Source organism: Micromonospora sp. NPDC051196 (assembly GCF_040682415.1).
Lineage (GTDB): Bacteria > Actinomycetota > Actinomycetes > Mycobacteriales > Micromonosporaceae > Micromonospora.
The window spans coordinates 1-20,238 of the sequence record NZ_JBFBAY010000022.1; the positions used below are offsets into that span (position 1 = coordinate 1).

The following is a 20,238-nucleotide window of genomic DNA, read 5'->3' on the forward strand; positions in this document are numbered from 1 at the left end:
TTCTACGTACCCCACCCAGAACTGGCGCGTCCCGCACCTTCCGGGCATACCGGCCGGCTACTTTCTGCTACCTCCCGCTTGCGCGGAATGGCTCAATGAGCACCCGCCGGTCATCGACCCGAGGCCGACCACCGGTCACCACCGATGGCAGATACCGCGACAGCGCTTCCCACTCGACGTCAGACAACTCGTAGCGACGACCCACGCGCTACATCATCCGACACGAAGATCCCTTGAAGACACGGCCTAGCAGCACATACACCTCTCGGCATCTCACAGCACTCTCCTGCCGTCCGCCAGCCTCTTGCGGACTAGATGCGGACCGCTCGCCTGGCAGGTCCGGACGCCCGTGCACGGTTGGATGCGCAGACTCTCGCGGCAAGTCCTATCGTTAGCGGCTATGTCTGACGTCCTGCAAATCGGCTCCCTTGCCGTCCCCATCGGTGCCCTTGTCATCTATGCGGTCGGGTTCGTCGCCCTCTACTGGGTCATCCGCCTTGCCGTCCGGCACGCAATCCGGGACGCTGACGAGCGTCGATCAGGACAGCAGCGGTAGTGCTAAGAGCGGATCTCCTCGTCGGGCAGTCGTCAGACCGTCCAGCCTCCCCGGGCGGGGACAAGGTGGAGCGCCCTACTGGACGAACGACCTTGGCCCCGTCCGGGGAGGCTTGTAGCCCTTGTGGTGCCCGGCGAGGTGATCTGCGGCGGCATCTCTGAGGAGGGCCGGGGTTCGGGGCGGAGCCCCGAGGTCTTCAAGGTTTTGTGTTCGCCCAGCGTGGCCGGCCGGCCCGGCCGATGCCGGCCGGAGGTCGCCAGCAGGCCGGGGCCGGCCGGCGCGGCCCGCTTGCGGGCCGCCTTGATACCCCGAGAGAACAACTCGGCAGGCAGAGACCAGTCGTTGAAACTTGACCAGCGGTCAAGGAGCGCTGCCGGGCGGCGTACTTGACCGGCGTGGTCCCCAGAACGCAGAAAAGGGCCGACCCGATATCCGGATCAGCCCTCTGACCTGCGTCGGGACGGCCGGATTCGAACCGACGACCCCTTGACCCCAGGACGATTCGCCACACGTCCACGCACGTCACGCACGCTATCCCCAAGATCAGGCCGTGCGGTCAACGCCGTGCCGCGCACCATCGCGCACAACGTGTGGTCCCCGCCTGGCCCCCATGCTTGGGGTCGGAGCACACAGTCAGGGCTAGCCAAGCCTTGTCGTAGGGCACTCCTACGATGCGCTCGAATGACAAGCGACCCGGGCCATGTCTCTGGGTGGTGCCGCACCAAGGATCGGAGTTGTTGATGGCGGAAGGACGGCCTGCCGTCCCAGCGCAGTTGCGCAGGGATCTTCTTGTTGAGGCGGGGCATCGGTGTGCGATCCCAACGTGTAGGCAACCTACCCCGCTTCAGCTAGAGCACATCGAGGACTGGGCGAAGGTCCAGCGCCACGATTTCGCGAACATGATCGTGCTGTGCGCGAACTGTCATGCTCGTAAGACGGCCGGGCAGATTGACCGCAAGTCTTTGCATCAGTACAAAGCGAACCTCGCCGTTTTGAACAACCGTTACGGCGAGGTCGAGCGGCGTGTGCTTGAACTCTTCGCCACGTCAGGCCAGCTCAATGGCTACATTCAGTTCCCTGGCACCTTCGACATCCTCCTGATGTACCTACTTCGCGACGGGCTTCTCACCCGCCTTGCTGATAACGGGCCGCAGTTGGAGATCATGGGTGTCCCGCAGGCTGTGAAATTCGCGCTCACCGATGCTGGCCGTAGCTTCGTCGAAAAATGGAGGAACGCCGAGGTTGTTGAATCCGCGGCTGAGCCTGAAATCTCCTAGCGGGCCTACTCGCCTGGCAGCACAGACCGCACAGCTTCCGGACAGCCTCTAGGCCAAGGCCACTGCCAACTCAGCCGCAAGCCACCAAGGCTTCGATTCCTAGCGCCGAGGCGACTGTGGGAAATAGGCCGGAGTTGGCAGCGGTAACGCTGACGTCCGCCGCAAGCGAAGTATCTGTCTTCGCGGATAAGCCGTGTCCACTCACCCTCCATGATTGGTTTCCGATCCGCGATGAGGCGGCTACGATGGCACGACCTGCCTGAGACAGAGCGTAGAACAGCTGCACAGGCCGTGTGGCATAGCCAGCTCCGCTAGCTGCTGTCAGAAACTGCTCACATTGTTCAAGCGCTGACTGGAAGGTAGTCCGTCGTGCACCCTGCTTGGCATAGCCAGGTGGCTCATACCGCAGAGCCGAAGCTTCCTCAAGGCTGTCCCCGCAGCCGCCACTTCTACTCCCTCCGTCGGCGCAACCTTTAGAGTCCCCATAGCCTCCATGCCGCCGCCGAAAGCCGCAAGTAGTACCCGCCGTGTCGATCGGTGACCGGTCGAGGAGCTTAAGTGTCCGGATCGACACAAGCCGAACACCAACGCGGACTGTGCTTGGTCGGTGCCATCCCACTCAGCTGATTGCAGCTGATCGGGCTCGGTGTCCCCGGCATCGCGGTGCGCTGGGTATCAGAACTTCGGCACGTCTGGCGCTTCGAGCAGCCCGAGCCGCAGCGCGGTCATCAGCGCCTGCGCGCGGTTGGCCGCGCTGAGCTTTTCGTAAAGCTTGCTGATGTGGGTTTTCGCAGTGGACTCCGAGACGAAGAGGTGCTTGGCGATCCCGGCGATGCTCATTCCGTCGGCGAGCAGCCGGAGCACCTGCCCCTCCCGCGGCGAGAGCTGCGGGCCGCCCGGGGTCAGCCGTCGCTTCATCGCCTCGGCCAGGTCTGCCGCGGTGAACGCGGAGGGACTCGAGGCCGCGTGGCGGGCTGCGGCCAATACCTCGTCGGCCGGCGAGGTCTTGGGTACGAAGGCGCTTGCTCCGGCCTCGAGCGAGCCGAACAGCTGGTCGTCACCGGCATACATGGTGAGGACGACGATGCCGGTGCTGTCGAATACTTGCCGGATCGCCCGGGTTGCCTGCAGTCCGCTGCCGTCGGGAAGGCGTAAATCCATGATGATCACGTCGGGTTGGTGGACCCCTGTCTGGCGTATCGCGTCCGCCGCCGTGGTAGCTTCGCCGACGACGCTGAACTGCCGGTCCGACTCGAAGGCGTGCCGCAGTCCTTTGCGGATCAGGTCGTGATCGTCGACAAGCAGGACGCTGGTTGCGCCGACCCAGGCGTTCGGCAGCCGCCTCTCGACTCGCTTGACGGCCCGCTTGGTCTCCGGGCTCGTCTCCTTCCGGTTCGCCCGCTCGCGGAGCCGGTGGGCGCCGAGCCGGCCGAGCGAGGTCTGCTCGACCAGGCGGGCGGCGTGGCTGTCATACATCCTGGCTCCTTCGGTACCGCTTGACGGCCCGTGTAACCGCCTCCGGCCCGCTCAGTCCCAGCACCTCTGCCACCTCGACCCGACTGTATCCGGCCGTCCGCAGGATCGCTGCCGACTGCGGCACCGGATCGCCGTCGTCCGGCCGCCGCATCCGCGTGCCGTGAGGGGCCGGAACGCGCCGGGTCGCTGAGGCGCGGAGAGCCTGCGGCAGGGCTACGGCGCAGGCGTCGAGCAGCTCTGTGACGAGCGACGTTCCGTCCTCGATTCGCCAGCTTCCCCAGGCTAGCCGCCGGTCACGGAAGTGTGCGACGGCGTTCGAGGCCACCTGGCCGGCGACCCGCAGCGCGTCGGCGCGCGCCCACGGCTTTTCCAGCTGTGCCCAGGCACGTCGGTCCAGCTCGCACGGCCGGGGCACGTGCATGGCGGTCAGCCAGGCGGTGACGGTGGCCAGGCAGTAGGACGTGGCGGCGGCCGCGACGGTGTCCCACAGCGGTCCGCGGAAGCCGCTGAGTTCGAGGAGGTCCCGTAGGCGGAGTTCGGCCTGCTGAATCGACAGCCCATCAAGCCCGTCGCCGGGGATGTCCTCGGCTTGCTCGGGTCGGGTCACCGGCCGCGCGTCGATCATTAGGCGGGGACTGTGCCGGCGGTCGAAGCGCTGCCGGGCATCAACGAAGCGGCGCCACAGCACCCGGTCGGGACCTGTCTCGGTGTCGCGCAGCGCCAGCCACTGTTCGGCGAGCTCACCAAATCGGGCGGAGGCGTCTGCCGCGCCAATATCGACACCGGACAGACGTTCCGCCTCTTCGACCATGGCTCGGCGGCGCACGGAGGCACTGGCGTGCGCCGACTCCCTCAGGAGCCGCGTGGGGCGACCCGTGGGTGGGCCCCCGTCGTAGCCGGACAATCTGATGATGGCGGGCAGGCCGGCCTTTAGCCAGGACATCGCCCCCATCAGCACCGTCCCTCGACGAGTGAGCGCAACGGATTCGCGCGAGCCTCCGGGAGTGACCCGGATGTCCAGATCGTCCGGCACGGTGACGTTGGAAATCATGACGATGAGCTGGCCGGTACTCAGGCCGACCGAGCCAACCGAGCCGGAACCGACCGCCGCGGCGAACTCCAACGGCAGAGTCAAGGTGGCAGCGCCCGGACCGGCCGGGACGAGTGGGAGTTCGTAGGGTCCGAGGATCGCGCGCTTCCGGTCGCCGATCTCCATGGTGCTCGACGCGGTCTGCTTCAGTGCCGGTCGGGTGCGCATCGGCCGCAGCGATGGAGTGAGGCGGTTGAGTACCAGGCGACGCGCGTGCTCCGGCAGCCGGACCCGTACCGGCTCCGCCGCAGGCGCATCGGGCGCGGTTCCTCGGAATGTCGTTAGCAGGCCAGTGAGCCCGGCTCGCAGATAGGGCACGAACTGCTGCCGGGCTGCGGCTAACTCCGTGTCGTCGGTGCCCTGGATCAGCAGCCGCAGCGCGTCGTCGAGCAATCGCAGGCCGGCTGGGACCATCGGCAGGCCGAGCCGGGTGGCGGCCAGCAGCGTCGTGCGGGCCTTCGGCCACCCCTGCGGGTCCCGCATGAGCGCCGAGGCGTGGATCAGGTGCGCATCGAACGAGCGCGGCTGTGCCACTACGAGGTCGCGGGCCCAGCGACCTAGCCCTGGATCGCCGCACCGCAGCAAGGTGTACCCGACGGCGATCGCGGTAGCAGGGTCGGGCGCCGCGTCCGGCGCCCGCGCCTGCGCCGCCAGGATCTGCGCCGCGGGTAGGTCACCAGCCTGCAGGAACGTCAGCAGGGCGCGGGCGTGCCCGGACGCGGGAACTAGTCCGATGCCGGACCCGTCGCCGACGAATCGCAGCGGCAGGTCTGCGGCGGCCACGGTGAACTGCGGTGGCTGGGGCGACACCGTCCACTGGACGACTACTGCGGTGCCGTCGCCAAGCCGGTCGCGTGCGACGGCTACGGTCGTGTCGGACGGCATGCTAAGGCGGGTCGCTGGCGTCGGGGTGAACTCCTGGCCGAAGATCCAGCCGGCTATCCACCCGTCCCCGTTCAGCGGATTGTCGCCGGTCGCGGTGATGTCGATGACCGCGAGGACCGGCTCCTCGCCGGGCGGGAGCTCGATGGGCGCCGAGATCCGGCGGCCGTCAAGCAAGCTGGCGCGCACGATGTAGCGACCGGCGTGAAGCGGTTCGATCGGCGTCGTGGAGGCGTTGAGTAGCGTGCCGGAAGCGATCACCCGCAGCCCCACGTTCAGGATCTCGAAAATGCCGATCACCTCGCCGGTCGCGGCCTCAGGATTGCGGCAGAGGACCCGCAGGCCGGCGTCGGGGGTCGTCATGCCTGCTCCACCTCGGTGTGGAAGGTCCGGTTCGGTGGCAGCACTTCGGCGAATGCGGACGCCTTGCGGAAGCCGACGCCGTCTGGGAAGCCGAGTTCCACGTGATAGACGCCCGCCTCGACCTCACCCCGACCATCGTTTACCGTCATCGGACTACCCGCATTATGCGGGAAGGACCGGATGGACACTTCGGCGGCGGGCAGCGCGTGGGCCGGCTCGCAGGTCAGCCGGAACGGCACGAGCGGTGGCCCGGCTAGGGTGCGTAACACGCTCACACCGCTTTGCTCGCCCTCGACGGTGAGGCAGGACAGCCGGTTGGTGTCTGGGTTGTCCCAGATAATCACGTCGCGCAGGTGTGGGCCGAAGCGGTCGGTGGCGATGGTCCAGCCGTTCGCGCCGGAGGGGTGCGCCCCCAAGCCGTCAAGGGTGCGTAGAACGGCGGCGGTGAACGGGGTGACTGCGCCCTGTCTGGCCTGGGCTTCGAAGCGGCGCGCGGTGGAGAAGTAGACCGGGGCATCGAGTGGCGGCAGCGGGAGGCGGACCTGCCGGGGATGATCCATGAGAGTACGTGTCGCCGAGGTCAGCTGCGCGAAGTCGGGCGGCATCTGACGGCAGGCGTCGACGAAGTAGAGCTGGGTTCGGGCGCGGCAGTGCTGCATGATCATGCGGATCTCGCTGAGCTCGACGCAGTTCTCCAGCAGTGCGTCCGGGTCGCGACCCAGGTCCTCGAGAAGCAGGAGCTGACCGTCGAGTTCCCAGCCGTGTCCACAGAAGTAAAACAGGGCGATGTTGTCGCGGTGGCTATCGCACCGGCGGCGCCATCGCCGAAACGCTGCCTTGAACTCATCGAAGACCGCCCGGGCGACGCTTTGCCGGGCACCGTGGCCGAGGTGCAGCGAGACCTCAGCAATCGACGAGATCAACACCTCAACCGTGCCGACCGGCGGATCGTCGATACCACGCGGGGCGTGCAGAAGCCATTCGGCCACGGCTGCGGCCGACGGTGGCGGGCTCGTCACCGAGCCGAGCTCACCGAGCACTCGCCCGGCCGCACCGTCGTCGGCCGGGTCGTCGCAATAGGGATACGCGCCGACGCCGACGACGAAGGCGTGCAACCGCGGCCCCATGCCGTCGTCGACAACGATCTCTGTCACGAGCGTGCCTCCCGCACTCTGGCGGCCAGCCGGGCGTGGAAGGTGGGCTGCCGGAAGTACGCACCGTGCGCCCAGAGCGCGTCGGTTGAATACTCATAGTCAGTGACGCCGTCGAGCACCGGAGCCGCTGTGTAGGAGAGCGGGTCGCCGCGATCGACCACATTGATCCACCGCCGCACGTTCGCGGGCCGGCCGGCCCGTGCTGCCGGGAACAACCTCAGCTCTTCGAAGAAGCCAACCTGGGTGCCGACCGTTACGAGAGTGTCCACTTCAAGGTCAGGACGAAAGTGACTGAGCACGTCATACACGATGTTGCCGCCCATGCTGTGCGCAACCACGACGAGCGGTCCGTCGCGGCTGGCCTCCTCCAGATCTCGCGTGACCAACGAGACGATCTGGCCCGGTCGTTCCGGGGTGCCCCGACTCGCGAGGTAGACCAGGACATCGCCGATCAGCAGTGATGCCGGGCGGCCCATGAGCCGGCGCAGCGCCGCCGCCATGTGTCGTGTGGGTGAACCGACAGTGCTTCGGCGATACTCGTCCACAGCAGCAATCAGCGCCGCGCGCGCCGCCACACGCACTTGCCGCCCGGGACCGAGGGTCTCCATACCCGGGGCCGGCACCATCACCGGCGCAGTCCGCCAAACCAGCAACTCGACGAGCTCCCGGTCGTCATCGACGGTGGCAACGTCGAGGTCGGCGCCCTCGCACCAGTCGGCCAGCGCCACGGCTTGGTCTGCGAGTTCCTCGATCTCGGCGGCGTCACGCCCGCGCAAGTTCAAGAATGAATAGAGAAGGTCGACCGCGTCGCGTAGGTCGGTGCGGGCGGCCTCGACGAGCGGCATCCCCGACCCGCTGGGATCGGCGACGGCGACCAGATCGGCTACAACGGGGTCGGCACCGCCGAGCCGTTCACCGTTGCGGCCAGTGGGCAGAGTGGCCGGCGACCACCCGACAGCCGTACCCAGCTCACCCCAGAGAGGATTACGGATCTCCGACCCGGACAATTCAGGCACCGCCCGGGCCAATAGGAACCGTTGGAACAGGGCGTCCCGAAGTTCCACCTTTTTGCCGTAAGCCCGACCGTCACGATTGCCGATCCCGTGCACGAACACCAGCGCCACACGCACCAGTCTTACGGGACGGCACGGCGTTCGTGCATCCCCGACTGGGCGAGAATTTTCCGCCAATCGCCTATTGTCCACCTCGTGGACTAGCTTGATCTTTAACCTGTGCGGCGTGGTCGGGGATTCGTCGATTTCTTCTTGCGGGTTTTCTGGCTTGTGGTGTCGCTGCTGATGACGATGTGGACGTCGTGGCGGCGGGTGGGATGGCGGTTGGGTCGTCCGGGTGGCCGTCCAGGGCCTGGCCGGGTGGGTTTCGGTGCACTGGCGGGGCAGGCGGTCGTCGGGCGGAGGTGACGAAATCCGCGGCGGACGCGGGCCGGGGTGAGCCGGTCGGGTGGGGCTGGTCGTTCCCACGGGTGGCGCAGGTCGGCGGCGAGGGGCCGGGCCAGCCGGAGTTGGGTGTGGGCAGCGATGATCAGCCAGGTCCATCTGTCTGCCGCGTGCGGGTCGCGTAGTTTCGGCACGGTCCAGCCGAGGGTCTGCTTGAGCAGCCGGAATGTGTGCTCGATGTCGAAGCGACGCAGGAACGCCTGCCACAGCCGGTTCACCATCGCGGCGTCCGGGTCACCGGCCGGGTCTGCACCGGCGGACCACCAGAGCCACACCGGTTTCGCGGTCGCGCCGGAGGGGAGTCGTTGCACGTCGAGACGCATGACGGTGCCTTCCAGGATGGGCAGTTCGGGGCAGTCGGCCCAGGCGGCGCGGCGGGTCAGGCGTGGATGCAACCGATACCAGGCACGCGCGGTCGCCGTGCCGTAGAGCCGGGTCTCGGTCACGGTGGTGACGTCCGGGGTTTCCCAGCTGGTCGGGTCACCAAAGATGAACTCGCTGCCGTGTCGTGGTGGCCGGCCGCACTTGGGGCCGGGCGTCCACGGTCGCGGGGCGCGACGCAGGACCCGGTCCGAGCGCATCCGGGCCAGAATCCGGACCGGCAGGTCTCGTAGCAGCCAGGCCAGCCGGGCCCCGTCGTAGCCGGCGTCCATGACCACCCAGATCTCCAGGTCGCCGGGCCGCCAGTGCCCGGCGGCGATCAGACGCCCGAGGACGTCACGCACCTGCCCGGCGGTGGCCGCGGCCAGGTCCGTACCCGGGACGAGGCGGATGGCGTCCAGCGGGGCGGTCCACGAACTACGCCCGGCCTCCAAGGCGACCACGAACGAGTACGGCCAGCCCGGCACCCCGATGTGCTGGTCCTTGCCACGACCGTAGGTGTGACACAGGATCCGCTCCGGCACGGTGTGCGCTTCCGGCCGCAGCCAACAGGTCACATCCACCGCCAGAACGATCCGCCCATCGGCGGCCCGCGGTATCGGCGTCGACGCCACCACCGTCCGCAGCCGTTGCACATCAATCCGACCGGCGCCAAGAGCGTCGTACAACGCGCCGTGACCTCGGCGATGCTCCGCCACCAGAGACAACGCCGGCAACGACCGCACCGGCCCATCCGCGCACAACACCGCGTCAGCCAACTCGAACAACGCATCCGCTCGGGCACTCAGACAACGATGCAGTTCCCTACGGAACGTCGCGAGGTCCCCCACCGCGCTCTCACGCCCGGCGTCATGCACACTGATCATCCCGCAGCCCTTGGTCCTGATCTTCTTCCCTCGACAAGAAGAATGATCAACCAAGGGCTGCGGCCATGATCAGCCAGGGTCGATACGAACCAACCCCAGGTTAAAGATCAAGCTAGAGTATGTCTCGTATTTCGTTGAACGCGTTGCCCGGCAACGGTGCTGGCGTCATCCCATTGAGGATGCTGTTGTGGAGGTTGGCGATGCCGGAGGCGGTGTCGGTCAATGTGCTGGCGGCGCGGCGCGGCGGCTAGCCCGGCCGCCAGACGGAAGCGCTGACCGTAGGTCATGCCACGGGATGGCTTCGTGAGCTGCTGCAGCAGCCCACCCTCACCGGTCAGCTTCAGCCCGTCTCCGCGAGCCCGATCGACCAGCATCGCGATCAACTGCTCGTCCGTGACCGCATCCGCCAGCCTGGCGGCCGGCTCCTGCCCCGAGGTGATCTCGGTCGTCATCTGGCGTCTCTCCCTTGATCGGTCGATCAGCCGTTATTTGGGCCCTGTCTCACATTCGGTGGTGACGGAGGGGGGACTGCGTAGATTTCCGTGTTTGACCTGGGTGTGGTCCGTTGGACAGGACGTTGATCCTGTCCAGGAAGGACCACGTCATGGCAGACAAGAAGAACGCTGCTCCGCTTCCGCAGCCGTCGGCGGCGGAGGTGGAGTTTGCGCAGCAGTTGGTCGAGCGGGCCAAGGCCGATGGAGTCTCGTTGGTCGGCCCGGGTGGGCTCCTGGCGGGGATCACCCGCACGGTCCTGGAATCAGCGCTTGATGCGGAGTTGGATGCGCACCTGGACGAAGCAGGTGTCGACGAGGCGACCGGCCGGCGGACCAACGTTCGTAACGGTTGTCGGCGATCGGTCCGGGGTCGATGCGTAAGCGATTCAAGATCTGTAGCGGATTTCGTGCTGCCTCGGGATCGTCGGAACCGGGTGAAACGGTGTGTGCCTGGCCCTGGTCGTCCTTCGGGACTTGACACCGGGTCACCTCACTCAGGCAGGTGTGACGCGCGGGGCGGGGCGTGGGGTTCGGGCCAGCGCTGCAGAAGATCAGAGAAGGCCATCCGGAAAATTCCTGCACGAACTCTGACCTGTCTCCGGACGGCCAGCGCACTCGCCCGCCCGACGCGGCACAGCAGGTTATAGCATCAGCGCATGCGCACTCAAAGTGCGCATCGATGCGGAAGATCTCTGTCCGAGGGGCGACTTGAACCCCCACGTCCAGCATCCATGCACCAGGTAGGTGGTCATGCACCCAATCTACCGCTGACGAGACCGACCGGCAGTCCCCTCGCGTAGCGCATGGCGGTAGAGAACGTTTGAGATTGGCTGGCCACGCCGCCCCTGCACTCTAGGAGCCGCGGGGCTCGTCTTGATCAAGCACCAGGAGGTGACTGGCGCTCGGATGAGGCGTGACCGGCTCGCATCATCTGTCGCAGGGCGGCTACGAAATCCTCGCTTTGGCCGAACGCCATCCGCCGGAACAAAGCGGCACGGCGTACACGCCGCAGCCGCGAAAGCCTGTGGGTGCGATCCCAACGCGAGTGGCTGCGAAACCGTTCCCAGGCCGACTGGCGAGTGACCCCGAGTGCATCGGCAACCTGTTCCCAGGTCGTGCCATGGTGGCGGGCCAGCTCTACTTCCAACTCAAGTAGCCGCTCGGCCGCAGCCGAAATTTCGGCTGCGGCCGCGATCCAATCGGCGAAATCGCTGTCTCCCCGTGGGCCCTGCGGCGGTTGCTGCTCCATCGCACTCGCAGCCACTCTGTGCTCGTGAGCAAGATCGGTCAACGCCGCGCCAAGGCTGGACAGCGCATGCGCGTGCGCCTTCAAGGTGTTCCTGTAAGTCCGCGCCATGCTCTGATTTTGTCAGGTTTTTCCTGACCGAGGAATTTCGAGTTCGCGCTGGTCAGCCGCTCGGAATCGATACGTGGGGCGAAACGCGTCCACCACGTTGCCCCATCGCTTGAGGTCGGCGAACGTTGGCCGTGTGTCGAGTAGAAGAACCTTGCCCCGGCCGATTCCGGCAGTTCCTGTCGCCTCTACGCCGTCAACACGACGACCCGGGCCTCCCGACCCGGCGCGCGCCGTCTGGACCGCCATCATCCTGCTCGCCGCGGTTCCCGTCGGCTCCGTCACTGGCTTCTTGTCAGCCGCCGGCGGCATGCCGGTGCCCCTAGCGATCATCGCTGGCGGGGGCGCCTTTGGCGGCACTGTCGCTCTATTGCTGGCGATGGCCCAATTCCTCATTGCCGACCACACTCGATGACCTTCCAGGTACACAAATCATGCAGCGCTTGGCCTCCTGGCAGTGCGCCGCTGACACGAGCGGAGCACATGCGGCCGATCGTCCATCTCGAGCCCATCGTGCTGTCGGCCGGAACCACGGTTCGTGTTCGGCGCAGGTTGCGGTGCGCTCGGATGCGGTCGGCGAGGTGGTTCAGCGTGCGGCTGGACAGCGGAATCGTGGAGGGGTAAGACAGCGCAGGTGAGGCTCCCGGTCAGGGCATTGGATCTTGGTCGACTGCTGTCTTACCTGGAGCCCCGCCTTCATCGATATCTGGGCTCGCCGCATTACCCTGGGTTGTAGGGCCAGGTTGGAAAAGGTTCAATGAGATTTGCGTGGTCAAGCGCGCTTGACCACCAGTACGCGAAACACAGCATGGATGCTGCAAATTGGTGTCCGAGGGGGAATCGAACACCGGGTGGACGGGCGATAGCCCGCATCGCTGTCGGGTCCCCTTCCAGCACGCGGGCAAGTCCGTCTGACGCGCGCCCGCCCGGGGCTTATCGGTCGCGGTCATTCTGGTTGACGAGTCAGCAGCCGCGTATTCCGTCAAGAGGGTTTACGAGCGTGTCGTGAGCTGGACGGTGGGGGTCAGAGTGGTCAACCGGATCGACGTCGACGCAGCCTACCCGTGACGGCGCGGTCACACCCGGCCCCGCGTGTGTGACCGCGCCAGCCGACCCGCCTATACGCGTTCGCCGATACCCAGGCGTGCCTGTGTCTCCTGTGCCCGTTCGGCTGCGGCGCTGGCGCCGTAGTGGCGAGGCATGTCCTCCGAGGTCCATCCGAGCAGCAACATCAGATCCCCGGTGTCGCCGCCGGCGCGTTTCCACTCGTGGGCGAAGCTGTGCCGCCACCGGTGCGCGTGCACGTCCGCCACCCCGGCCGCCGCACCCAACCGTTTGAGCAGGATCTTGATGCCGTTCGGACTCAACGGCGCGGCGCCTCGTTCGGCCAGCCACAGGTTCGGCAGGGCGGCGCCCTTGTGCTTGTCCCGGGCCCGCAGATACCGCGACAACGCCCGGGCCGTCTTGGGCCCGAACCGCACCCGCCGATCCTTCGCACCCTTGCCGTGAAAGTGCACCGACTCCGTGTTCAGATCGACGTCAGCGACCAGAAGATTACCGACCTCCGACAGCCGCGCCCCGGTGTTGCAGTACAGCCGGATCAACGCCTCATCACGCAGGTTCGCGAACCCCTTGCCCTTGCACGCGTCGAGCAACTTGCTCGTGTCCTCATTCCGCATGACCGGGATCAACTTGCGGGGCGTCTTCGGCTGCCGCACCCGCTCCATCGGTGACCGGTCGATGACCTCCTCATCGACGAGCAGCCACTTGAAGAACTGCTGCAGTCCCTTGTGCTTGTTCAACGCCGTCGACGCGGACCTAGTCTCAATCATCCAACCCTGGAACGCCTCCACATGCCCCCGCGTCACCGCACACGGATCCTCGGCCGCGTCCACGGCGTCCGGATCCGGCGAGTACTCCCCCAGATAGCGGCCAAGCTGGGCGGCGGCCAACAGATAGTTGTAGCGGGTCGTCTCCGGATAGTTCCCGGCCCGCAGCGACCGGTCCCAGTCCCGGAGGAACCCGGCCCAGGTCCGGGAGAGCCCGACGGTGAGTTTTTGAAGATCCAGTAGTGACATGACAACCTGCCCGAGTCAAGGAGTCCAACAGCGGCGTGCTAGACCAGGCATCCATGTCAAGCAATGAAAAGAGGGCTCCCGCAAGTCTCTGACCTGCGGAAACCCTCTCGCTGTCGGGACGGCCGGATTCGAACCGACGACCCCTTGACCCCCAGGACGATTTGGTAAGCGTTCCCGCACGTCACGCACGCTATCCCCATCTACGGGCCGTGAATCCGGCTGCATGCCGCCCACCATCGCGCACACCGTGTGGTCCCCACGTGGTCCCCGGACGCTGGCACACTTGGCAACCGGCGCGGCTTACGCGACGCCTTGAGACTCCCGCCACATCCGTCAAAACCGTTCGCTGAAAACTTGCGCTGCGTCACGCCATGCACAAACAGCAGCACTAGACTCGGTAGTCCTTTAGAGCTGCCGCGTTCGAAATCTGCCTATATATATCGTCCATGACGCTTAGGATCTCCGCACGGAGATCCACCCAGTCGGTTAGCGCGATAAAGTCTTGCTCTCCATGCGCAATTCGGTTCCGCGACGCGAGAAGCTGCTCATCGATCATGTCACGATATTTCTCATAACCGTCACAATTGCATCCGATTGACACGAGAATGTCTTCTAGACGATCATAATTGAGATTTGCCATCGTCCTAACCGCGTCGCGAGTGTTGGGAATGCGGGCCAACTCGGACGCCCCTTCCCTCATCTGGCGAACCACCTCAGCATGGAATCTCGAACGGAACGTCTGGCCGAATTCAGTCAGGTTTGCTCGCATCGCGAGTCCAGCAATCTCTGGCCGCAATTCTCCCCACGTTAGGTTCTGCCGGGAAAGATAGGCCAGATAGGCGTGAGCGGAGTTCTTGACGAAACCCTCCCAGTGAGCATAAAGCAGTGCCACAGCCCCACGGAGCAGCGCCCGCTGAACCATGCTCTCCGCTCCATGAACTTGGTTCCGGAATACCGAAAGCTCCTTCTTACGCCACGCCAAGTCCGCTGAGATCGCACCATCCAATTCAGCGAGTGTGCGGATCTTCATGGGCGGAAGTGAGCCCTCGCCAAAGGCACATTTGCTGCTATTCTAGTAGTACCCCTGACGCCCCCTCGCGACTGACTCCTAAACGCTGCTAGGCCCCATATATCCATTACCTTATTACGCAACTTCACCACACGCTCTTCGCTTGCAAGCCAGGAATCGAGATTAGAGGCGACTCCAGTGGTGACGGCTTCGAACGCGGACACCGAAAGACCTCCAACGAAGCGTCCCTTGGCTGGGTCATACTTCCGAAAACATTCTGGACCAAGTGCCTCGTTCAAGAGGGAGAAGGTCTCAGAAAAAGTATCTGCTACAGCGCTACGGTCATAAGATCCGTCGGTTGCGAAAGCAAGCATGGTCTCCGTAAGGAAGGTGTCGACATCCAGCATCCCCTTCAAGGCATCGGGAGAACTGCCCTGCAGGGAAAGAAATCTGCAGACCAGCTCCAGATCATACTGGTGTTCGCCCTGACGGCTAGTAACAAGCGTGCACTCCTTGAAATCCTCGTTTTCTTTGAGTTCGGTAAGCCATTGAAAGAAAGAGCGATCAGCCATCAAGAGCTGGACATTCCTGACCTCCTGGTCCGAGGCGGTCTCTCCGCCGGAGTTCAACCTGTCGAAGAGTTCATACTTCGCCTTGTCGTCACTCTCCGGCAGCAAGATCTTTACGTCTATCTTGCTTCTCTTGAGGCCGATCCGCTGACCAGGCGTCAACGTAGGACCCTCGATGGACTCAAAGGTCATGCCCTCTAGCGAGCGGAGATACTTTGTTGCTGTCAGCGAACTCGCGGGAAGCGCCTCACCGCTATTTTCATCAATTAGCTCGCCCATAAACTCTAGAATCGTCGATATGCGCTGCAGCCCATCGATCACCTCCCAGATTCCATCATGCCGCTGCATTACAAATATAGATGGAAGTGGAATGCCAAGAAGAATGCTTTCTATCAGTCTAGACTTTTTCTCAGGAGGCCACCGGAAAAGCCTTTGATACTCCGGACGAATTACCAACTCGCGACTCTTGTATAGATTTACGAGTTCGCCGATTGACATCGAAAGGGCGTCAGCCTTAACCGTAGACCGCCCCTCCTCAATTTCTTCCTGAAGGCTAGCCATCCTGCTCCCGTCCTCTACCGATGCAATTGGGTGCCGCAGCTAGCCTAGGGCACGTTGCCGAGGTGGGCGATCCCGGACATCGGAGATTCCATGACACCGGGGCGTGCCGGACCTGTGACGGCCGCGGCGGGCCGAGAAGGCAGCGCCAAAACGCCAAGTCAGGAGCTATCCTGAGCCGATGCGTCGAGACGCCGAGCTGATGATTTTGTGCGGTCGGGCTCTCTACGACCGCAGGCAGGGCCGGAGGGACAGTGTCCGGCATCCGAGGCTCCAGCAGCCGACGCCCTCGGGAGACTCGGGGAAGCACGAGTTCAGGTCTCATCCAACGACAGGGGCGACTGTAGTGGCAGGTCGATAAGCGTTGCTGGGATATCGGCGAGCTGGATTACCTGACCAGGGCCGATGAACCGCCGCGCGACCAGTAGCCCCGCCTCGTGTGCCTCACTGCCCGCGTGGCTCGCCGAGGCATCCGCGATCAGCCAAGGCGTAAAGTCGTGCTCGAAGGCGTCCACAGCACCCTTCAAGACGCAGCTTTCGGTAGCGATGCCGCAAAAGTAGAACTCTTGCCATCCACGCTGTTTGAATAGCGCTACACCCTCGGGTGTGAATGGGCTATAGATTCTCTTGTCAAGCGTTACGCCATGATCTACGTACGGGCGCAACTCGGGCACGAAATCAATGTCAGGGGAAGACTGAAGCCGTTTCCAGTCGAAGAATCGCTCGAATGGGCTGCCAGGGTAGTTCAGGTACCGGGTGAAAAGCGTGTCGCCACCGGCTGCCTGCCAGCGGCGCACCAGGTCGACAACGACGGGTACGATGTGCGCTGACTGCTCTCGCACGAAGCCGTTTTGCATGTCGGTCACGACAAGTACCGGGCGGCCCGATGTCATTGGCTCAACCTCGATCCATATCACGGAGGGTCTCGATGGCTTGGTCTAGGGCTGGCATTAGGTCACATGTCCGCAGGATTGCTCGGCGCATTGCCTGATGTTGTCCGGTCTCCCGTAGGCGGGAGACCGTGAGTCGGGAGCGCGCTGCCCGAAGGTAGCGCCATCCATATTCCGACGGCACCCGTGGATCTCGCCCCTGCTCTACCTGACGGGCGATCGCGTCGCAATACGCCCACATGGATTGAATCGCAAGCTCGCACGAGATTATCTCGGGCTCCGTTAGGGAGCGCTCGGCAGAGATCGGGTGGTACACGACTCCGGACCACGAGGCGTAGCCCACGGAGATTCCCGGCACGCCGAATGATTCGATGCCTGTGTGATCGTATGATTCCGCCAGCAACGATTGCTCGACCAGTTCGGCATGCGCTAGGTGTTCGTCGTCCATCGGACGATCGCGGTGCAACAACACCTTCGGCGTCGACATGATGCGGAGCGCGGTTCCTAATAGCTCTGCCGGCCATGCTGGCTCAACAACCCAATGAGCACCGAGGACGTACACCGCAGACTCATCTTCGACGGGCGCGGTGGGAGCGAGGTAATCGGTAGCCCATTTGATGTTGTCGCCATAGGAGGCGACTCGCCACGCGGCTAGCGCCGCGATCGTGGACAGCTGCACAGGCTCGACAAGGTGGAAGACCACCGACCCGCACGGCCAGACATACAGGGTGCAGTCGCCTTCCGGGTGCTCGATGGGTGCCGAGTAGCAGGTGTGCCACTCCCCCACGGCTGGCGCGCAGCCTGCGACCTCCCGCAGTTGGGCAGCGCCGTCAGCACCGACGAACGCCGTCACGAACTTGTGGGATCGTGCCGTGAAGTGGGGGCGGTCCTCGGCGTTGCCGGTCAGCTCGCCGAACAGGTCGTGGGGCTTCGCGTCGTACGCCAGGCAGTAGAGCTGCCGGTAGATCGGGTCGGTGACCGCTACGCGCCCGGTCTCGTGGCGGTACATCGCCTTCTCGATGGCCTCGACCGTGGGCGTCTCGCGGATGCCGCGCTGTTGGCCTACGCGGTGCAGCTCTCGCGCGGCGCGCTTGCGCGACTCCCAACCGGCGGCCTTGCGGCGGTTGACCAGCACGAGGTTTGGCTTGTACTGCCGTGGGACCTCAGTGGACATAGGCCGTGTCCTTCGTGTCCGTGCGTAGGACCTGCTCGGATCGCTGCTCGGCGGGCAGTCTCATTGGCAGGCGAGCAAGGTGCCGCCGCAGACGGGAGCCGAGGACAGGAGGCACCAGATGATCCGACCTAGCCGGTGGTGCCTTTACGGGGCCTCTCGGCCTGCCACTTCCGGATGGTGTCGGGCTGCCACGCCGGGGACCTGCCGAACATCCGGTCAGGAGCGGGCGCCTGCCCGCGTGAAACGTAGGAAGCCCAGGTTGCGCGACTGATCGGCGCACCTACCGAAGCGAGGTAGGTGCGTACGTGGTCCGTCGTCCACCAGTCGGCGGGCAGGTCAGCGTCAGTCATCAGTACAAGCCTACGCGGTACAGGTGCTTGCATGAATACAACGTGGAGTTGTAGCGTCACGAATACAACGCCACGTTGTACCGGCCGGATGGCTCGGGGAACGACGGCACGCCGTTGCCGCACGCCCATGAGACGCCGGATCAGGCCGTTCATTGAGAACTCCACAGCGACAGGAATGAGCACGCGTGAGGCCGCCGAGCGGCATCCCTGCCTTGAACCACCTGGTGGTCGACCCCGGTAGGTCCCGGGCGAGCAGGGCGAGCGGAGCGGATAGCGCGTGCTGCACAACCTCGGTGTCCGGGCCGGTGGCGCGCCTGCCTACTCGGTGACGTGACCGGCCCGGTTCCGAGGACTCCCCCGCTGTTCCGACCTGTACCGGAGGTTCCCCGTGAGGAAGCACCTCGTTGCCGTCACCGCTGAGCCGACCGCCGCCGACCTGGCCGCGATCGACACGGAGTGGCCGTTGATCGCCGCCGAGCTGGACGTGTTGGACGCGCAGATCACGCTGATCTACGCCGAGGACCACGGCGGCCCGACCGCACTCGATTGGCGTCGGCTGCGTCGGGCTGAGGCTCGCGTGACCCGTGCCGCCGTCGAGGTGGCCGACCGCATCACCGGCCCGGGGCGCGTGGCCTGATGTCGCGTATCCGTGCCGCCTACTACGACCCGGACGGGTCGCGGTACGGCATCCCTACGTACTGGTGGCGTGGCGCACCGGCTGGCTACGCCACCCGCCGTCAACTCCGCGCCGCCGGCCTACGTCCCGGTGGCCCACCGGTCGCCGCACAGATCCTGTGGCGCGGCGTCGGTGGTACCCGCACCGCCTACCTGTACCGGCTGGATTTGGCCCGGCCGAAGCGCACCGCCACCCCCGCCCAACTGCGCGCGATCCGCGCGGCGTTGACCGCCCGCCGCACCTGCCGTGTCTGCGGCGTGGTCCGGCCGTACTGCATTCCGCGCTCGCTCGGCGAGTGCGTCGACTGCGCCTACCCCGAAGGAGAGTCCGCGTGAACAGCCCCCGTAAGACCCGACGTGCCGTGATGGCCGAAATCCTGCTGTTGGCCGACCCCACCGAGATCCGCACCCACACCGACGGCCTAGCGCTGGCGGTGTCCTTCGACCGCATCGCCGAACTGCGGTCCTGGCTTCACCTCGCCGGACTCAACAGCCCGGACACGCTCACCGCCGAGCACACCGGCACCAGCGACGACGGCCGCCCGTGGCAGGTGATGTACGCCTACCCGAGCCTGCATGGGTGGGAGATCTACGCCCACGCCAAGGAGTACACCACCGGCCCCGACCTCGACCCGACCACGGTCGACCGGCTCACCGCACTGGCGGTGGCCTGATGACCGCCCCCACGATCAACGGCACCCGCTACCCCCAACCCATCGAGAAGCTGTTGCCCGCCGCCCGCGCCCTGGACCTGCCGGACGGGCAGCGGTTTCCGTCACGGAACCGGTTGATGCGGGAGTTCCGCATCGGTGCACCGAAGGCCGACGAGCTGTTGGCCCGGTTGCGGGCCGAGCACGCCGAGCAGACCCGCACCGACGCCGATGCGCCGGCCGCGCTCCGGTTGGACTACGCCGCGCCGATCGGCCCGGACCCGGAACCGGGCGTTGCCGATCAGCGCCCGTCGAAGTCGGTCTACACCAACGTCGACATCTGGGGGCCGGAACCGGCGGACACCCAGGTACGTCCGCCCGTCGACCCGGTGCCCGTGGCCGCCGACGAGCCGCCCGCCGTCGAGACGGACGAGCAGCCCACGACGGTCGGACACCCGGACACGCCCGCACCGGCCGCGCCGGTCCGGTCGGCGGTGGTGTGGCCGGTGATCCTGCTGGCGCTTCCCGCGTTCGTCGCGATCTGGTCCGGGTGGGTCGGACTCGGTGGACTGACCGGGTTCGGGGTGGTGCACCCGCTACCCGGTATCGCCGACGGGTTCGCCATCAACACCGCGATCACCCTCCCGATCGGCGTCGAAACCTACGGCGCTTACGCCCTCTACGTCTGGCTGTCCGGCCGCGTACCCGACCGCGCACGCCGGTTCGCGAAGTGGTCGGCCATCGCTTCGCTGCTCGTGGGCGCGCTCGGCCAGGTCGCCTATCACCTGCTGGTCGCCGCCGGAGTGCAGGTAGCGCCGTGGTGGATCACGACTGCCGTGGCGTGTCTGCCGGTGGCGGTGCTCGGTATGGGCGCGGCCCTGGCGCACCTGGTGCGTTCGCACGACTAGTTCCGCCCGGCGGCGCGGCCTCTGGCC

General features: G+C 65.6%; 18 protein-coding genes and 1 pseudogene. 6 read left to right on the forward strand and 13 right to left on the reverse strand.

Annotated features, from left to right (window positions below; translation table 11 throughout):
• Positions 1-1,296 precede the first annotated feature (1,296 nt).
• A complete protein-coding gene (locus AB0M35_RS26670; protein WP_363748717.1) occupies positions 1,297-1,833 on the forward strand; it encodes an HNH endonuclease signature motif containing protein in 537 nt (178 codons plus the stop codon).
• Positions 1,834-2,508: 675 nt separating this feature from the next.
• On the opposite strand, the gene AB0M35_RS26675 is transcribed toward AB0M35_RS26670, so the two are convergent.
• The 6 genes from AB0M35_RS26675 to AB0M35_RS26700 form a co-directional block, all read right to left on the reverse strand.
• A complete protein-coding gene (locus AB0M35_RS26675) occupies positions 2,509-3,171 on the reverse strand; it encodes a response regulator transcription factor (RefSeq protein ID WP_363748770.1) in 663 nt (220 codons plus the stop codon).
• Between the two features lie 130 nt (positions 3,172-3,301).
• Entirely contained in the window at positions 3,302-5,644 is a 2,343-nt protein-coding gene (locus AB0M35_RS26680) for a hypothetical protein (RefSeq protein ID WP_363748718.1), read from the reverse strand.
• Positions 5,641-6,798 carry a caspase family protein gene (locus tag AB0M35_RS26685; RefSeq protein ID WP_363748720.1) on the reverse strand — a complete coding sequence of 386 codons (1,158 nt, stop codon included), beginning with the start codon at positions 6,796-6,798 and terminating at the stop codon, positions 5,641-5,643. Before AB0M35_RS26685 ends, AB0M35_RS26680 begins: the two co-directional genes overlap by 4 nt.
• Complete coding sequence (locus tag AB0M35_RS26690) at positions 6,795-7,922, reverse strand: hypothetical protein (protein WP_363748721.1); 1,128 nt, start codon at positions 7,920-7,922, stop codon at positions 6,795-6,797. The genes AB0M35_RS26685 and AB0M35_RS26690 overlap by 4 nt, the downstream gene beginning before the upstream one ends.
• A gap of 101 nt (positions 7,923-8,023) precedes the next feature.
• Positions 8,024-9,502 (reverse strand): NF041680 family putative transposase, encoded by a 1,479-nt coding sequence (locus AB0M35_RS26695; RefSeq protein ID WP_363748723.1) that lies wholly within the window; start codon positions 9,500-9,502, stop codon positions 8,024-8,026.
• A gap of 107 nt (positions 9,503-9,609) precedes the next feature.
• A complete protein-coding gene (locus AB0M35_RS26700) occupies positions 9,610-9,954 on the reverse strand; it encodes a hypothetical protein (RefSeq protein WP_363748724.1) in 345 nt (114 codons plus the stop codon).
• A 152-nt stretch (positions 9,955-10,106) separates the two neighbouring features.
• Between AB0M35_RS26700 and AB0M35_RS26705 the strand changes: the two genes are divergently transcribed.
• Positions 10,107-10,643 carry a transposase gene (locus AB0M35_RS26705; protein ID WP_363748725.1) on the forward strand — a complete coding sequence of 179 codons (537 nt, stop codon included), beginning with the start codon at positions 10,107-10,109 and terminating at the stop codon, positions 10,641-10,643.
• A 230-nt stretch (positions 10,644-10,873) separates the two neighbouring features.
• Here AB0M35_RS26705 and AB0M35_RS26710 read toward each other — a convergent pair whose 3' ends face one another.
• The 7 genes and pseudogenes from AB0M35_RS26710 to AB0M35_RS26740 form a co-directional block, all read right to left on the reverse strand.
• The gene (locus tag AB0M35_RS26710) at positions 10,874-11,353 is read right to left on the reverse strand and encodes a hypothetical protein (RefSeq protein WP_363748726.1); all 480 of its coding nucleotides are present in this window, start codon (positions 11,351-11,353) and stop codon (positions 10,874-10,876) included.
• A 539-nt stretch (positions 11,354-11,892) separates the two neighbouring features.
• Positions 11,893-11,979 (reverse strand): annotated as a pseudogene (locus AB0M35_RS26715) (IS5/IS1182 family transposase); the annotation flags it as partial.
• 489 nt (positions 11,980-12,468) lie between these two features.
• Positions 12,469-13,428 (reverse strand): tyrosine-type recombinase/integrase, encoded by a 960-nt coding sequence (locus AB0M35_RS26720; RefSeq protein WP_363748727.1) that lies wholly within the window; start codon positions 13,426-13,428, stop codon positions 12,469-12,471.
• 388 nt (positions 13,429-13,816) lie between these two features.
• A complete protein-coding gene (locus AB0M35_RS26725; RefSeq protein ID WP_363748728.1) occupies positions 13,817-14,458 on the reverse strand; it encodes an MAE_28990/MAE_18760 family HEPN-like nuclease in 642 nt (213 codons plus the stop codon).
• Positions 14,455-15,567 (reverse strand): DUF262 domain-containing protein, encoded by a 1,113-nt coding sequence (locus AB0M35_RS26730; RefSeq protein ID WP_363748729.1) that lies wholly within the window; start codon positions 15,565-15,567, stop codon positions 14,455-14,457. Before AB0M35_RS26730 ends, AB0M35_RS26725 begins: the two co-directional genes overlap by 4 nt.
• A gap of 311 nt (positions 15,568-15,878) precedes the next feature.
• Complete coding sequence (locus tag AB0M35_RS26735) at positions 15,879-16,457, reverse strand: cysteine hydrolase (protein ID WP_363748730.1); 579 nt, start codon at positions 16,455-16,457, stop codon at positions 15,879-15,881.
• A gap of 4 nt (positions 16,458-16,461) precedes the next feature.
• Positions 16,462-17,628 carry a hypothetical protein gene (locus AB0M35_RS26740; RefSeq protein ID WP_363748731.1) on the reverse strand — a complete coding sequence of 389 codons (1,167 nt, stop codon included), beginning with the start codon at positions 17,626-17,628 and terminating at the stop codon, positions 16,462-16,464.
• 738 nt (positions 17,629-18,366) lie between these two features.
• Between AB0M35_RS26740 and AB0M35_RS26745 the strand changes: the two genes are divergently transcribed.
• From AB0M35_RS26745 to AB0M35_RS26760, 4 genes are read left to right on the forward strand one after another with little or no spacing between them, the layout of a single operon-like run.
• The gene (locus AB0M35_RS26745) at positions 18,367-18,615 is read left to right on the forward strand and encodes a DUF6284 family protein (protein WP_363748733.1); all 249 of its coding nucleotides are present in this window, start codon (positions 18,367-18,369) and stop codon (positions 18,613-18,615) included.
• On the forward strand, positions 18,615-18,989 hold the full coding sequence (locus tag AB0M35_RS26750; RefSeq protein ID WP_363748735.1) for an RRQRL motif-containing zinc-binding protein: 375 nt from the start codon (positions 18,615-18,617) through the stop codon (positions 18,987-18,989). The genes AB0M35_RS26745 and AB0M35_RS26750 overlap by 1 nt, the downstream gene beginning before the upstream one ends.
• A 29-nt stretch (positions 18,990-19,018) precedes the next feature.
• Positions 19,019-19,327 (forward strand): hypothetical protein, encoded by a 309-nt coding sequence (locus AB0M35_RS26755; RefSeq protein WP_363748771.1) that lies wholly within the window; start codon positions 19,019-19,021, stop codon positions 19,325-19,327.
• On the forward strand, positions 19,327-20,211 hold the full coding sequence (locus tag AB0M35_RS26760) for an ABC transporter permease (RefSeq protein ID WP_363748737.1): 885 nt from the start codon (positions 19,327-19,329) through the stop codon (positions 20,209-20,211). The genes AB0M35_RS26755 and AB0M35_RS26760 overlap by 1 nt, the downstream gene beginning before the upstream one ends.
• The last annotated feature ends 27 nt before the right edge of the window (positions 20,212-20,238 follow it).

Coding starts and splice junctions, on each gene's coding strand:
- AB0M35_RS26700 (WP_363748724.1), bottom strand. CDS start 9,954: ATGACGACCGAGATCACCTCGGGGCAGGAGCCGGCCGCCAGGCTGGCG.
- AB0M35_RS26695 (WP_363748723.1), bottom strand. CDS start 9,502: ATGATCAGTGTGCATGACGCCGGGCGTGAGAGCGCGGTGGGGGACCTC.
- AB0M35_RS26740 (WP_363748731.1), bottom strand. CDS start 17,628: ATGTCCACTGAGGTCCCACGGCAGTACAAGCCAAACCTCGTGCTGGTC.
- AB0M35_RS26705 (WP_363748725.1), top strand. CDS start 10,107: ATGGCAGACAAGAAGAACGCTGCTCCGCTTCCGCAGCCGTCGGCGGCG.
- AB0M35_RS26755 (WP_363748771.1), top strand. CDS start 19,019: ATGGCCGAAATCCTGCTGTTGGCCGACCCCACCGAGATCCGCACCCAC.
- AB0M35_RS26680 (WP_363748718.1), bottom strand. CDS start 5,644: ATGACGACCCCCGACGCCGGCCTGCGGGTCCTCTGCCGCAATCCTGAG.
- AB0M35_RS26725 (WP_363748728.1), bottom strand. CDS start 14,458: ATGAAGATCCGCACACTCGCTGAATTGGATGGTGCGATCTCAGCGGAC.
- AB0M35_RS26750 (WP_363748735.1), top strand. CDS start 18,615: ATGTCGCGTATCCGTGCCGCCTACTACGACCCGGACGGGTCGCGGTAC.
- AB0M35_RS26720 (WP_363748727.1), bottom strand. CDS start 13,428: ATGTCACTACTGGATCTTCAAAAACTCACCGTCGGGCTCTCCCGGACC.
- AB0M35_RS26760 (WP_363748737.1), top strand. CDS start 19,327: ATGACCGCCCCCACGATCAACGGCACCCGCTACCCCCAACCCATCGAG.
- AB0M35_RS26730 (WP_363748729.1), bottom strand. CDS start 15,567: ATGGCTAGCCTTCAGGAAGAAATTGAGGAGGGGCGGTCTACGGTTAAG.
- AB0M35_RS26670 (WP_363748717.1), top strand. CDS start 1,297: ATGGCGGAAGGACGGCCTGCCGTCCCAGCGCAGTTGCGCAGGGATCTT.
- AB0M35_RS26735 (WP_363748730.1), bottom strand. CDS start 16,457: ATGACATCGGGCCGCCCGGTACTTGTCGTGACCGACATGCAAAACGGC.
- AB0M35_RS26710 (WP_363748726.1), bottom strand. CDS start 11,353: ATGGCGCGGACTTACAGGAACACCTTGAAGGCGCACGCGCATGCGCTG.